A 14231-nucleotide genomic window follows, 5' to 3' on the forward strand; every position below is an offset into this window, starting at 1 on the left:
CGGGAGGCGACGTTATTGGCGGTCCGGGCGACGTCTTTGTCGTTTTGTCAAACGCCGCGAGGTTCACCCTTTCGGGGCTATGTTCATGCGCCAGGCGAGACCGCGCAGGTCAGGCCCACCGGCGTGACCACGCGCAGTCGACAGCAGAGCCGTCACCGCTTCCCGGGCGAACACGTTGTTGCGGACCTGCTGCGGCGCGAGTTCCTCCGCACGCAACAGCGCCCGAAGCCCCTTCTCCCGCGTCCGGCGCTCGGTGATCAACCCGCGGCCGTAGTCCACCCAGAACGACGCCTGCCGTCCACGAGACGCGGACGCCAGCCTGATCCGCGAGGCGGCTTCGGCGACGCGGGCTCCGTCGCCCACTTCGACCCCCACCGCGACCGCGAAAATCCCGACGTTGGTCCGCCCGAACTGCATGATCCCGGACGGCCACGGGCTCACGTCGGGCTCGATCGACTCGGCCAGCTCCGCGGCCGCCGCGAGGTGCGACTCGGCGACGTCGTGACGTGCCATGGCAGCGGCTGCGAGAGCTGCTGTCAGGTTGGCCATTCCGCGTGTCTCGGGACGTTCCGCCGGCGCGCGATCGGCCACCGCCACCGCGAGGTGGTACTGCCGCTCCCGGTTGGTCGCCGAGAGGAAGTGCGCGCGTCCCCAGTCGGCCACCGAATGCCACACCGGGTCGTCGAGTTCGGCCGCGACCTCGCGCATGCGCTCGGCCGCCAGCGAGGGCAGACCGGGAATGCCGAGACGGGCCGACGTGCTCCCGGCAACGTGGTACGCCAGCAGCAGCGGCACGAGAACACGTCGTCGATCCCCGGGATCCGCTGCCGCCGCGAGAAGGTCCCGGATCAGCGGCGACAGGGTCGCGACCTGCGTCGCGTAGTCGCCGGCGCCACGCGAACCGGAGCCGTTCCTCGCCGCGTGGAACCGCTCCAGTTCGGCGAGTACCTCGGGAAGCGGCCGCCGAGGGCCGTCGGGTACCTCGCCGATCCGCCATCCGCCCAGGAGATCGGCGAGCGCCGCCATGGCGGTTCGCGCTTCGGCCGTTCCTTCGCCGGACGGCGGATGGGGCTGGCCGGTCAGTTCGAACGGGGAGACACGAAGCGCTCGGGCGATCGCCTCCAGCACGGTTCGCTTGGAGATGGGGCGTTTTCCGCGTTCCATCAACGAAAGAGCCGACGGGGAGATACCGGCGAGCCCGGCGGTCGTGGCCAGATCCATGCCGCGCCAGCTGCGAATCTCCCGCACGCGACGCCCTATGTGGTCGTGCTCCACACCGTCGAGCGTACCTGTTGTACGCACACGTAAACATCGCGAAGGGTGTGTTCGGAACGCGCTCCGAACACACCCTTCGCGGTCACTCGTAAGCGATGGCCGACAGCACGTTCACCCGTGCCGCCCGGGCGGACGGGGCCAGGGCCGCCAGCAACCCGGCCACCACAGCCAACCCGAGGAACACCGCCAGCGACACCCACGGGATCTCGATCGCCGACAGGCCGAGGACCCGCACCACCGCGACCCCGGCAGCGCCGCCGGCGGCCAATCCGAGCACGGCCCCGAACAGCGACATCATCACCGACTCGGTGACGACCATCTGCACCATGTGCGACCGCCGCATGCCGACCGCTCGCAGGAGCCCCAGCTCCCGCGTCCGTTCCAGGATGGACAGTGCCATCGTGTTGATGATGCCCAGGATTCCGATCACCACCGACAGCCCGAGCAGCACGTACAGCATGGTCTCGGCGATCGAGATCTGGCCGGCCGCGTCGTCCGCGAGCTGGGTCTGGTCCTGGACCGACACCTCCGGGTTGTCCGCCACCAGCTCGGACACCGCGCGGGTGACCGCCGGGGCGTCGGCGCCCGGCGCGAGCTGCACGTACCCGATCGCCGGCGCGGACGACACGAACAGCGACGCCACCTCGGACGGGTTGAACACCGGACCGCGCAGCAGGTAGTTCGCCTCGTAGCTGCCGGCGATGCGGAACTCCTGCCACCCGGCCCGCTGCGTCGCGAGCCGCACCGTGTCGCCCACCGAGAGCCCGTGGTCGGACATCGTCGTGGTGTCCAGCACGACGGAACCCGGCGCGGGGGTCCGCGGCGAACCGGACAGCTTCAGCACACCCGACAGCTGCGACAGGTCCGCGGCCGCGGCGGGCGACGCACCCCACGAGAACTGGGCCGTGTCCACGTACTGCGCGACCGCCCGCGACACCCCGGGCACCGCGCGGGCCTCGTCGACCACCGACGCGTCGAACGTCGGCATGATCCGGCCGTCGGCCGCCGTGGGCGGGCCGCCGCCCTGACCACCTGCGCGGCCGGTGACGCCGTCGCCGCTGATCACGAGGTCGGCGCCCAGGTCGCGGGTCGCCGACGCGGACAGGTCCGCGCGCATCGACTCCGCGATCACGCTCACGCCGCCGACCAGGCCCAGCGTGATGACCAACGTGGACACGGTGATGGCCGTGCGGCGCGGGTTGCGGGCCGCGTTGCGGTTGCCCAGCTTCGACGGCATCGACCAGCCCACCACCCGGCCCAGGAACGGCAGGAGCGAACGGCTCAGAAGAGGAGTCAGCAGCGCGAGCCCGAACAGGCCCAGCACGACCCCGCCCGCCAGCGCCACCCACCGCAGCGACCCGATGTCCGCCAGCGACACCACGACCGCCGCGATCCCCAGCACCGCGGGCACGGCACCCAGCCACGTGATCCGGGTCAGCGACCGCTGTTCCGCCGCCGACGCGCGCATCGCCTGCACCGGCGGCACCCGCGACGCCCGGACGGCGGGCACGAGCGCCGCCACCACGGTCACGACCACGCCCAGCGCGAACGCCAGCACCAGGTCGGCCACGGGCACGATCAACCCGACCGGCAGCGACGCGCCGCTGTTGGCCTCCATGACCATCTTCAGCAGCACCGACACCCCGATGCCCAGCCCGATCCCGACCACCGACGCCGCCGCGCCCACGATCACGGCCTCCACCAGCACCGACCCGACGATCTGCCGCCGCCGCGCGCCGAGCGCGGCCATCAACGCCAGCTCGCCGGTCCGCTGCGCGACGAGGATCGAGAACGTGTTCAGGATCAGGAAGATCCCCACCAGCAGCGACAACCCGGAGAACCCGAGCAGCACGATCCGCACGATGTCCAGGAACGCCTTGCCGTCCGCGGCCGTCGAGGCGGCCAGCTCGTCGCCGGTGCGCACGGTGTACCCGTCGCCGAGGACATCGGCGACCCGGTCCCGCAGCTCCTCCCGGGACACGCCGGGCGAGGCGGTCACCGTCACCGAGCTGTACACGTCGGCCGCGCCCAGCATCAGCTTCTGCGCCACCGGCTCGGTGAACGCCACCTGCGTGTCGCCACCCATCGAGCCGCGGCCGTTGCTGTAGCCGTAGATCCCGACGATGGTGAACGTCTGCCGCGGCGCGAGCGTCAGCACGTCGATCTTCTCGCCGACCTTGAACTGACCGCGGTCGGCGAGCCCGCCGTTGATCGCCACCTCGTCCGGCGCCGACGGCCCCCGGCCCGACCACAGGCGCACCAGCCCGGTCTCCCCGTGCCACGCCACCCCGCTGCGCGGCGGCCCCTGCACGCTGATCACCTTGCCGTCGTGCCCGACCGGCCGGGCGCCGTCGACCGACACCTCACCCCGGACCGACGTCGCGCCCGGCACGTCCCGCAACGACGCCACGACCGACGACGGCACGGGCGGCGTGAACGCCTTGCCACCCATCCCGGCGTCCACATCGGACTTCTTGGACACGGAGACGTCGATGTCGGCGTTGGTCGACGCGAAGATCGAGTCGAAGCCGCTGCCGATGGTCGTCGTCGTGATCATGGCGGCGGACACCGCCATCACGCCGAGCACCACCGCGAAACCCGCGAGCGTGAGCCGCAGCTTGCGGGCCAGCAGGCCCTTGAGCGCTGCCTTCAACATCAGGAATCACCCTCGGAGAGCAGCTTCATCGTGTCGAGGACCTCGTCCGCGGACGGCTCGAGCAGGTCGTGCACGAGCTTGCCGTCCTGCAGGAACACGACCCGGTCGGCGTACGCGGCGGCGCCCGCGTCGTGCGTGACCATCACGATCGTCTGGTTGAACTCGTCCACCGACCGGCGCAGGAACCGCAGGATCTCCGCGCCGGAGCGGGTGTCGAGGTTGCCGGTCGGCTCGTCCGCGAAGATCACGTCCGGCTTCGGCAGCAGCGCACGCGCGCACGCGACCCGCTGCTGCTGCCCGCCGGACAGTTCGCTCGGCCGGTGCGTCAGCCGGTCCGCCAGCCCGACGGCCTCGACGACCAGGTCGAACCACGCCTGCTCCGGCTTGCGCTTGGCGATCGCGAGCGGCAGCGCGATGTTCTCCTCGGCGGACAGCGTCGGCAGCAGGTTGAACTGCTGGAAGATGAACCCGACCCGGTTGCGCCGCAGGTCGGCGAGGCCCTTGTCGGACAGGTCGCCGAGCCGTGTGTCGCCGATCCACACCTCGCCCGAGTCCACTGTGTCCAGACCGGCGAGCGCGTGCATGAGCGTGGACTTGCCGGACCCGGACGGGCCCATGATGGCGGTGAACCGGCCGCGGCGGACGTCCACGGAGATGTCGTCGAGCGCGACCACGGCGGTCGCGCCGGTGCCGTACGCCTTGGTGACGCCGACCGCGCGGGCCGCGAGGCCGGTGATCGTCTCGGCAGCGGTGGTGGTCATGAGGACTCCTGGAGAACTGGTGCGCGGCGCCGGCTGACGCGACCCCACGGCTTGAGGATCGACAGGACGAGAGCGAGCGACGTGGCGGCCGTGAGGAACGTGAGCACGGCGCCGTCGGGGGCGACGAGGTTCGCGACGGCCAGCAGCACGAGCGCGATGACGAGCTTGGCGAGCACCCAGTAGAACTTCACGAGGCCCCACTTGGTGCCGAGCCCGAGCACCACACCGGTGAGGAGCACGAGCAGTGTGGCGGGCAGGAAGAACGCGCTGGTCAGGGTCGTGGTCGCGGCGTCGAGGGCGGCGGCGCGGGCCGCGTCGGCGCTGCCGAGCGCGGTGATGCGCAGGGCCAGGCAGGCGACGAGGACGCCGAGCCAGCCGACGGAACACGCGACGTGGAGGATCATCCAGGCCTGTCGCACGGGTCGTGGCAGCGGCTGCAGGCCGCCCGTCGCCGAGATCCTCATGACCCACTCCCCGCTAGCCGATGTGCCGGTCACCCCATGGTGGTCCGACGCGCTGACGAGCCCATGGAGGAACCGCGCCGGACCGGACGAACCGGGCGTGCAGCAGGAAACTGCCCCACAGCAGGAACATCGGACCGGCCGGCCAGAAGAACGGCACGTCCATCGCGGCCCACCGGAGGATCAGCACCACCGACAGAACCACGGCGGCGGCCGCGTGCACTCGCAGCCGGGTCGGGAACCGGTCGAGACCCCGCGCCGGTCGCGGCGCCTGCGGCCGGCCGGCGGGCAGGTCCGCGACGAACTCGGCCAGCTCGTGCCGGAACCGGGTGGTGTAGATGCGTTCGAGGCGGTCGTCCGCCTCGGCGATGGTGAGGCGGCCTTCGCCCGCGGCCTCACTGACCAGCTTCGCGATGCGTTCGCGCTCGGTGTCCGAGGCCCGCACCGCCTTCTCGATGTCCTGTCGCTCGTTCATGGTTACCACTGTCGCCGTTCCGGCCGCGGAAATCGTCGGGTCCGCGACGGCACTTCGGGTACCGCGCGTGGCGGCTCCGGGGCACGCCGATCTACGCCCCGCGTAGTACGCGCGCGGGACGGGCGCCCCGTACGCTTCGGCACAGGTGAGAGGGGGTTGGACATGAACACGTACCGCACGTTCTCGTTCGGCTCGCTGCACCCGCTCGCCATCGTGGTGCCGATCGCGTTCGTCCAGGTCGTGTTCACGTTCGGCGCGGCGTACGGGCAGCGCGAGACCGACCGGATCAACGCGCTGACGATCGCGCTCGTGCTCGCGTCGGCGGTCGCGCTGACCTGGCGCCGCAGTCACCCGATCTGGGTACTTGCCGTCGTGTACGCGCTGCTGACCGCCTACTTCGCGTTGCACAACCCGTTCGGCCCGATCTTCCTCAGCCTCGTGGTCGCGTTGCTGAACGCCACCATGCACGGCCCCCGCGTGCCGGCGTGGACCACCGGGTACGTGGGCGGTGTCGTGCTGTTCGCCGCGATGCTGGTCCGCGCCGACTGGGACTTCAACTGGGTCGCCGCGGGCGCGGTGTTCGCGTGGATCTCCCTGGTCATGGGCGTCGGCGAGCTGGCGAAGGCCCGCCGCGACCGCGTCGCGCAGGAGGCGGAGGCGCGCGCCGAGCAGGACCGCAGGCAGGCCAGCGAGGAACGGCTGAAGATCGCCCGCGAGGTGCACGACGTGCTCGCGCACCACGTCTCGCTCATCAACGTGCAGTCCGGCGTGGCCCTGCACCTGATCGACTCGCAGCCCGAGCAGGTGAAAGAGGCGCTGACGGCGATCAAGCAGTCGTCGAAGGAGGTGCTGGTCGAGCTGCGGAACATCCTGGGCGTGCTGCGCAACGTGGACGGTGACGGCGCCGCGCCCCGGCACCCGGTGGCGAGCCTCGACCAGCTGGACCGGCTCGTGGCGCGCATGGACACGGCCGGCCTGCCGGTGACCGTCCAGGTCGAGGGCGAGAAGCGGCCGGTGCCGAAGGGCGTGGACGCGGCCGCGCTGCGGATCGTGCAGGAGTCGCTCACCAACACCTACCGGCACGCGGGTCCGACCACCGCCACTGTCACACTCAGCTACCGCCCGGACGAGCTGGCGGTCCGGATCGACGACGACGGCCGGGGCAGCGCGGACAGCAGCATCGGCACCGGCAGCGGCCTGACCGGCATGCGGCAGCGCGTCGAGGCGCTGTCCGGTGTGTTCGAGGCGGGACCGAAGCCGGGCGGCGGGTTCCGGGTGCGCGCGACATTTCCGACAGGGGGCGACACATGACGATCAACGTGGTGCTGGCCGACGACCAGGCGCTGGTGCGGGCGGGTTTCCGCGCGCTGCTGAACGCGCAGGAGGACGTGACGGTCGTGGCGGAGGCCGCGGACGGCGACGAGGCGGTGAAGGTCGCCCGCGAGCACAAGCCGGACGTGATCCTCATGGACATCCGCATGCCCGGCATCGACGGCCTCGAGGCCACCAGGAGGATTTCGGGTGATCCGGCACTGGCGGACGTGCACATCCTCATCCTCACCACGTTCGAGGAGGACGAGTACGTCTTCGAGGCCATCCGCGTCGGCGCCAGCGGTTTCCTCGTGAAGGACACCGAGCCCGCGGAGCTGGTGCACGCCGTCCGTGTCGTCGCCGCGGGTGACGCGCTGCTGTCGCCGAGCGTCACCCGCCGCCTGATCGGCGAGTTCGCGAGCAAGGCGAAGAAGGTCCAGTCCCCGGCCCGGCTGGACGTGCTCACCGAACGCGAACGCGAGGTGGTCGCCCTGGTCGGCGAGGGCCTGACGAACGACGAGATCGCCGCCCGCCTGGTGGTCAGCCCCGCGACGGCGAAGACCCACGTCTCCCGCGCGATGATCAAGCTGGCGGCGCGGGACCGGGCGCAGCTGGTGGTGCTCGCGTACGAGTCCGGCCTGGTCCGGCCGGGCTGGGCGGAGTAGCTCGAGTGGCCCTTGAGCGCGCGTTGGGCACACTGGGCACATGGCGGTGCAGCTGAACCACACGATCGTGCTCGCGAAGGACCGGGAAGCGTCGGCGAAGTTCTACGCCGACGTGCTCGGCGTGCGGGTGGCAGGACGCATGGGCCCGTTCGTGGTGGTGGCACTCGACAACGAGGTCACGCTGGACTTCGTCTCGGTGGGCGACGGCCGCATCCCGTCGCAGCACTACGCCTTCAAGGTGTCGGACCAGGAATGGGACGAGATCTTCGCCAGGATCCGCGAGCGCGGCCTCGACTACTGGGCCGACCCGTTCCACCACCGCCCGGGCGAAACCAACACGGAGTTCGGCGGCCGAGGCGTCTACTTCGAGGACCCGAACGGCCACAACCTCGAAATCATGACCACAGACTACGAACTCCACTAACCGCGCGAGTCCCCCGCCCAGGACCCGCGAGTCTTCCGTTGGGAACGCGCGAGTCTCCCGTTCGGGACGGCCGAGTCGGCGGTTCGCGTGTGATGCTGTCGGGGCACGAACCGCCGACTCACCGGTTCTGGACGGGAGACTCGCCGTCTTCGCTGGAGCGGCGGGCTTGTTTCCCGCCAGCGACGGCCTCGTTCGGTGGAGTGGCGAGCGCATTCGGCGCGACGACAAGGTCTTCCGGCGGAAGTGCCAAGCGCCGGTCGGCCTCCGGCCCCCGGTTTCCAGCGTACCGGGCGGGGGCGACAGTTCCAGCCCGCGAGGGCATCCGCTGTGGATAACCGCCCTCGCTGTGGATAACCGGGGCAGACGTCCCTGTCGCGGCCTGCCTGTGGACAACCGGCCTTCGACGAACCGGAACTGTCGGTGCCCCGCGTTACGCTGGATTCCGGGGGGCCGGAGGCCGCCGTTGATCTTGTCCGTCTCCGGGGGGCGACGTTTCCGCTTCAATCCAGACGACGCCGGACGGAGCCGGTTGACCCCGTCTTGAGCCGGTCTTGAGGTATGCGGCCGAATCTCAGTGCGTCCTCGACGACTGGGAGGAAGCAGATGTCCGTGGCGGAGGCGGCGGACCGGGCACGCCCGGCCGCGCAACAGCCGGACTGGGGCGCCCCGGAGCTGGTCGCACAGGTGCGGGACGAGCTGGCCGGGCTGCCCGGCCTGGTCACCGAGCACGACGTCGACGCGCTGCGGGCCGCGCTCACCGAGGTGGCGGCCGGGCGTGCGCTGGTGCTGCAGGCCGGAGACTGCGCAGAGGACCCGGCGGAGTCGACGCCGGGCCATCTCGCGCGCAAGACCGGGCTCCTCGACACGCTCGCCGGCCTGATGAACGCCGCCACCGGCAAGCCCGTGGTGCGGGTGGGCCGGATCGCGGGCCAGTACGCGAAACCCCGCTCGTCGGCGACCGAGATCGTGAACGGTGTCGAGCTGCCGGTGTACCGCGGCCACATGGTCAACGACCCCGAACCCGAGCCCGCGGCGCGCAGACCCGACCCCAAGCGCATCCTCCACGGCTACTGGGCGGCCAGCGAAGCCATGGAGATCCTGCGCCCGGGTCGCTTGTGGACCAGCCACGAGGCGCTGCTGCTGGACTACGAGGAACCCATGCTGCGCCCGAGAAAAGACGGCCGCCTGCTGCTCTCCTCGACGCACTGGCCGTGGATCGGGGACCGCACCCGCCAGCCGGACGGTGCGCACGTCGCCATGCTCGCCGCGGTCGTCAACCCCGTGGCGTGCAAGGTCGGGCCGACCACGACCGCCGGCGACCTGCTCGACGTCGTCGCGTGCCTGGACCCCCGGCACGAGCCGGGGCGGCTCACGCTCATCGCGCGGATGGGGGCGGACCACGTCGAAGAACGGCTGCCGCCGTTGGTGGCGGCCGTGCGGGCGACCGGCCGGCGGGTGATCTGGCTGTGCGATCCCATGCACGGCAACACGATCGCGGTCGGCGGCCGCAAGACCCGCCTGCTGGCCACCATGGTCCGCGAGGTGGAGCTGTTCCAGCGCGTGGTCACCGCGGCGGGCGGCGTCGCGGGCGGGCTGCACCTCGAGGTCACGCCCAGCGCGGTCACCGAATGCGTCAGCGACCTGTCCGAACAGGTCGACGCGTACACGACGTTCTGCGACCCGCGGCTCAACCCGGCGCAGGCGATGACCGTCGTCCAGGCATGGGGAGGAACGCGATGAGCTATCCCGAGATGAGTGAACGGGTCGCGCTGGTCACCGGCGCGGCGGGCGGCATGGGCTCGGTGATCGCGGCCCGGCTCGGTGCCAACGGTGCCCGGGTCGCGCTGGTCGACCGGGACGCGGAGCGGCTGCGGCGGGTGGCGAAGGACCTCGCCAACGACAACGTGGTGGCCGAGGCGTTCCCCGTCGACGTGCGGTCGAGCGCCGACGTGTCGGCTGCCGTCGAGCACGCCGAGGAGCGCCTCGGCCCGATCGACTACCTCGTGAACGCGGCCGGTGTGCTGCGGGTCGGGGAGGCCCGCGAACTGTCCGATGAGGACTGGTCGCTGACGCTGGACGTCAACACCACCGGCGTCTTCTACGTGACGCGCGCGGTGGTGAACCGGATGGCCGACCGCGGCCGGGGCGCCGTGGTGACCGTCGCGTCGAACGCGGCCGGGACGCCGAGGACCGGCATGGCCGCGTACGCCGCGTCGAAGGCGGCCACCACGATCTTCACGAAGGTCGTCGGGCTCGAGGTCGCGCAGCTGGGCATCCGCTGCAACGTCGTCGCGCCCGGGTCCACCGAGACCGAGATGCTGAGTTCGTTGTGGACGGACGGCGACTGGCGGCGGTCGTCCATCGACGGGGTGGCCGAGCAGTTCCGGCTCGGCATCCCGCTCGGCAAGGTCGCGCAGCCCGCGGACGTCGCGGACGCCGTGCTGTTCCTGCTGTCCGACCGCGCGGGCCACATCACCATGCACCACCTGACCGTCGACGGCGGCGCCACCCTCGGCCACTAGGAGCACACCATGCCAGGAATCCCCGAGATCGTCCCGTACCGGATGCCTGCCGACGTGCCGGCCAACACCGCACAGTGGACGGTCGACCCACGGCGCGCCGTGCTGCTGGTGCACGACATGCAACAGTTCTTCCTGCGCCCGTTCGGTGGCCAGCCCCCGGTGACGGAGCTGATCGCGAACGCCGCCCTGCTCCGGCAGACCGCCGCCGCGATGGGCATCCCCGTCGCCTACACGGCACAACCCGGCGGCATGACCCCGGCCCAGCGCGGGCTGCTGAAGGACTTCTGGGGCCCGGGCATGACCCCGTCGCCCGCGGACCGCGAGGTGATCGCGCCGGTCGCGCCCCACGACGGCGACTGGCTGCTGACGAAGTGGCGCTACAGCGCGTTCTTCAACACCGACCTGCGGTCGCGGATGTGGCGCGCGGGCCGCGACCAGCTGATCGTGTGCGGCGTGTACGCGCACGTCGGGGTGCTGATGTCCGCGGTGGAGGCGTTCACGTACGACATCCAGCCGTTCGTGGTGGCGGACGCGATCGCGGACTTCTCGGAGGCGGAACACCGCCTCGCACTGGACTACGCGGCCGGCCGGTGCGCCGTCGTGACGACGACCGACGAGGTACTGGCACAGATCGACGTGACGGAGGCGGCGGCGTGAGCGCACTGGACAAGGTGCTGGTCACCTCGCCGCCTCCGTTCGCGTTGCTGCACCGCGGCGACGGCGTCGACGTGCTGCTCGGCGACGTGTTCGAAGTGGACACCCTGGCGGACCTGCCCCTGCGCGCGTCCGGCACGGGCCACGACGTCCTCGCCGTGGTGCCATATCGACAAATCGCCGAGCGTGGTTTCACGGCCGCCGACGACGGCACGCCACTGCTCGCGATGCGGGTGTCCGAACAGGACGTCGTCGGCGTCCGCGAGGTGCTGCACCGCGTCGAGGACGTCCCGATCACCATGTCCGACGGCGGTTTCGACCTGTCCGACGACGAGTACGCCGACATCGTCCGGCGCGTCATCGCCGACGAGATCGGCCGCGGCAAGGGCGCCAACTTCGTGGTCAAACGCTCGTTCGTCGCCGACATCACCGGCTACACCCCCGCGGCCGCGCTGACCCTGTTCCGGCGCCTGCTGGCGGGCGAGTCCGGCGCGTACTGGACGTTCATCGTCCACACCGGACAGCGCACGCTGGTCGGCGCGAGCCCGGAACGGCACGTCAGCGTGCACGACGGGGTCGCGGTGATGAACCCGATCAGCGGCACGTACCGCTACCCGGCGGGCGGCCCGACGCTGCCGGACGTGATCGAGTTCCTGGGCGACCGCAAGGAGACCGACGAGCTGTTCATGGTCGTCGACGAGGAACTGAAGATGATGTCGCGGGTCTGCGCGGACACCCGCGTCGTCGGCCCGTACCTGAAGGAGATGTCGCGGCTCGCGCACACCGAGTACCTCATCGAGGGCCGCACCACCGCCGACGTCCGCGACATCCTGCGCGAGACCCTGTTCGCGCCGACCGTCACCGGCAGCCCGCTCGAGAGCGCGAGCCGCGTGATCGCCGACTACGAGCCGCACGGCCGCGGCTACTACAGCGGCGTGGCGGCGCTGATCGGCTGGGACCGGTCCGGCAACCGCACCCTGGACTCGGCGATCCTCATCCGCACCGCCGACATCTCGCAGGCGGGCCGCGTGTCCATCGGCGTGGGCGCGACCCTGGTCCGCCACTCGAACCCGCTCGCGGAGGTGGCGGAAACCCGCGCGAAGGCGGCCGGTGTGCTGGCCGCGCTGACGGCCCCGGCGAGCTTCGGCGCCCACCCGGCGGTCCGCGACGCGCTCGCGTCCCGCAACGCCGGGATCGCGTCGTTCTGGCTGGACCCGGCGGTGACCGAGGACCCGTCGCTGGCGGGCCGCACGGTGCTGGTGGTGGACGCGGAGGACACGTTCACGGCCATGCTCGCGCACCAGCTGCGTGCGCTGGGCCTGGTGGTGACCGTCCGCCGCTTCGACGAGCCGTACACACCGGGCGACCACGACCTGGTGGTGATGGGCCCGGGCCCCGGCGACCCCCGCGACGTGGCGGACCCGAAGATCGCACACCTCCGCACGACTGTGCGGGCGCTGCTGCGGTCCGGGCAGCCGTTCCTGGCGGTGTGCCTGAGCCACCAGGTGCTGAGCACCCTGCTCGGCCTCGACGTCGTGCGCCGCGACGAGCCCAACCAGGGCGTGCAGAAGGAGATCGACCTGTTCGGCTCGCGCGTCCGCGTCGGCTTCTACAACACGTTCGCGAGCTGCTGCGACACGGCGTGGACCCGCTGCGTCGGCCTGCCGGACCCGGTGGAGGTGAGCCGCGACGAGGAGACCGGCCAGGTCCACGCCCTGCGCGGCGGCACGTTCCGCTCGGTGCAGTTCCACCCGGAGTCGGTCCTCAGCCCGGACGGCCTGGCCATCGTCCACGGGATGGTGACCGACCTGCTGGCTTCCCTCCCGGCGGTGGCGGCGAGCTGAGAATCGTCCCTCGTCACTCTGCGAACGGATCCGAGTCGTCCCGTGGCGCTCGCATTCGGCGCACCTCCTGCCGGATCGCCACCAGGGTCGGACGGGCGACGTAGTGGCGTCCTCGACGCTCCCCGCGGGGGGCGAGGAGACCGGCTTGCACGAGCTTCTGGAGATCCCTGCTCGCCGTCGCTTCGGTGATTTCCTCCGGCCCGTCCTCGAAGTAGGCGCGGTAGGTGGCGTTGCGGACGCGAAGACCGATCATCGCGTCGAACAACGCCATCACGCTGCGGTCGGGCAGTTTGAGATCTCGCACCAGGTTCTCGAGTTCGAGCCACATCCGTTCGCTCTCCCGAACACGTTGCACCATTGTGCGTGCTTGTCGGAGGTGCGCGAGCAGGATGAACCTCACCCAGGGACGCGCGTCCCGTTCCGGTTGCCAGGAACCGCCGCCGACTTGACCGAGTACGTCGTAGTAGGCCTGGGTGTTGCGGCCCAGGTATTCCTCGATGCTCATGAAGACCGGGCTGAGGACACCGCTGCGTGCGAGCACAAGGCTCTGGAGGCATCGCGCCATCCGGCCGTTCCCATCCCTGAAGGGGTGGATCATCACGAGATTGAGGTGCGCCATCGCGCCACGGATGACGTCCGGGTGCTTCGTGTCCTCGTTCAGCTCGGTCATCAGTTGGTTCATCAACCCGGGGACTTGATCGATGTCGACGCCCTCGTGAACGATCTCGCCGCTCTCGTCGTTGCGCACGTAGATGCTCCCTGCGCGCCACCTGCCAGGCCGGTTCTTCAGCGCGTAGTTGGTCATCATGTAGTGCATGCTCTTGACGAGTTGCGTGCTGTACTCGAACTCGGGGTCGCCTGCGAGTTGGAGGACATAGGTCATTGCGTCTCGATAGCCACGGAGGGCGAGTCGGGTCTCCTCGTTGGCTTCGAGCGGTTCCTCCCCGGCCGCGACGTCGACGGCGTCGTCGAGCCCCGCCTCGTAGCCCTCGATGCTGTTGGAACCCTGAATGGCTCGCGCGAGCGACACCCGACGGAGCGAGCCGACCCATCTGCGCGGCTCGGTCAGTTGCAGGCGGAGGCTGGTTTTCAGTTCCTCGATCATGGCCAGAACGCGGAACTCGGCCTCGTCAGGTTCTGGCGTCGTAAACAACATGTGTGTAACTAGGCAACTAACCAACAT

Annotated in this window: 13 protein-coding genes; 7 read left to right on the forward strand and 6 right to left on the reverse strand. The window is 70.8% G+C overall.

Annotated features, from left to right (window positions below; genetic code table 11):
* Positions 1–63 precede the first annotated feature (63 nt).
* The 5 genes from ACYQ77_RS00845 to ACYQ77_RS00865 form a co-directional block, all read right to left on the reverse strand.
* Positions 64–1275 (reverse strand): helix-turn-helix domain-containing protein, encoded by a 1212-nt coding sequence (locus ACYQ77_RS00845; protein ID WP_459706405.1) that lies wholly within the window; start codon positions 1273–1275, stop codon positions 64–66.
* A gap of 82 nt (positions 1276–1357) precedes the next feature.
* Positions 1358–3931 (reverse strand): ABC transporter permease, encoded by a 2574-nt coding sequence (locus ACYQ77_RS00850; protein ID WP_459706407.1) that lies wholly within the window; start codon positions 3929–3931, stop codon positions 1358–1360.
* Positions 3931–4692 (reverse strand): ABC transporter ATP-binding protein, encoded by a 762-nt coding sequence (locus ACYQ77_RS00855; RefSeq protein ID WP_459706409.1) that lies wholly within the window; start codon positions 4690–4692, stop codon positions 3931–3933. Before ACYQ77_RS00855 ends, ACYQ77_RS00850 begins: the two co-directional genes overlap by 1 nt.
* Entirely contained in the window at positions 4689–5156 is a 468-nt protein-coding gene (locus ACYQ77_RS00860) for a hypothetical protein (protein ID WP_459706411.1), read from the reverse strand. The genes ACYQ77_RS00855 and ACYQ77_RS00860 overlap by 4 nt, the downstream gene beginning before the upstream one ends.
* 13 nt (positions 5157–5169) lie before the next feature.
* Positions 5170–5628, reverse strand: coding sequence for a DUF1707 SHOCT-like domain-containing protein (locus tag ACYQ77_RS00865; protein ID WP_459706413.1), 459 nt, complete (start codon positions 5626–5628; stop codon positions 5170–5172).
* A gap of 162 nt (positions 5629–5790) precedes the next feature.
* On the opposite strand from ACYQ77_RS00865, the gene ACYQ77_RS00870 reads away from it, so the two are divergent.
* The 7 genes from ACYQ77_RS00870 to ACYQ77_RS00900 all read left to right on the forward strand — a co-directional run bounded on the left by ACYQ77_RS00870 (position 5791) and on the right by ACYQ77_RS00900 (position 13048).
* Positions 5791–6939, forward strand: coding sequence for a sensor histidine kinase (locus ACYQ77_RS00870; protein ID WP_459706415.1), 1149 nt, complete (start codon positions 5791–5793; stop codon positions 6937–6939).
* On the forward strand, positions 6936–7604 hold the full coding sequence (locus ACYQ77_RS00875; RefSeq protein ID WP_459706417.1) for a response regulator transcription factor: 669 nt from the start codon (positions 6936–6938) through the stop codon (positions 7602–7604). Before ACYQ77_RS00870 ends, ACYQ77_RS00875 begins: the two co-directional genes overlap by 4 nt.
* A 40-nt stretch (positions 7605–7644) precedes the next feature.
* Positions 7645–8028: a VOC family protein gene (locus ACYQ77_RS00880; protein ID WP_459706419.1), complete on the forward strand. Its 384-nt coding sequence runs from the start codon at positions 7645–7647 to the stop codon at positions 8026–8028.
* Positions 8029–8631: 603 nt separating this feature from the next.
* The gene (locus ACYQ77_RS00885) at positions 8632–9768 is read left to right on the forward strand and encodes a 3-deoxy-7-phosphoheptulonate synthase (RefSeq protein WP_459706421.1); all 1137 of its coding nucleotides are present in this window, start codon (positions 8632–8634) and stop codon (positions 9766–9768) included.
* Positions 9765–10550: a 2,3-dihydro-2,3-dihydroxybenzoate dehydrogenase gene (locus ACYQ77_RS00890; RefSeq protein ID WP_459706423.1), complete on the forward strand. Its 786-nt coding sequence runs from the start codon at positions 9765–9767 to the stop codon at positions 10548–10550. The genes ACYQ77_RS00885 and ACYQ77_RS00890 overlap by 4 nt, the downstream gene beginning before the upstream one ends.
* A 9-nt stretch (positions 10551–10559) precedes the next feature.
* Positions 10560–11207 (forward strand): isochorismatase family protein, encoded by a 648-nt coding sequence (locus tag ACYQ77_RS00895; protein WP_459706425.1) that lies wholly within the window; start codon positions 10560–10562, stop codon positions 11205–11207.
* A complete protein-coding gene (locus ACYQ77_RS00900) occupies positions 11204–13048 on the forward strand; it encodes an anthranilate synthase family protein (RefSeq protein WP_459706426.1) in 1845 nt (614 codons plus the stop codon). The genes ACYQ77_RS00895 and ACYQ77_RS00900 overlap by 4 nt, the downstream gene beginning before the upstream one ends.
* Positions 13049–13061: 13 nt before the next feature.
* On the opposite strand, the gene ACYQ77_RS00905 is transcribed toward ACYQ77_RS00900, so the two are convergent.
* Complete coding sequence (locus tag ACYQ77_RS00905; protein WP_459706427.1) at positions 13062–14204, reverse strand: Fic family protein; 1143 nt, start codon at positions 14202–14204, stop codon at positions 13062–13064.
* Positions 14205–14231 lie beyond the last annotated feature (27 nt).

The sequence above is a fragment of the Actinophytocola sp. KF-1 genome, assembly GCF_054661535.1.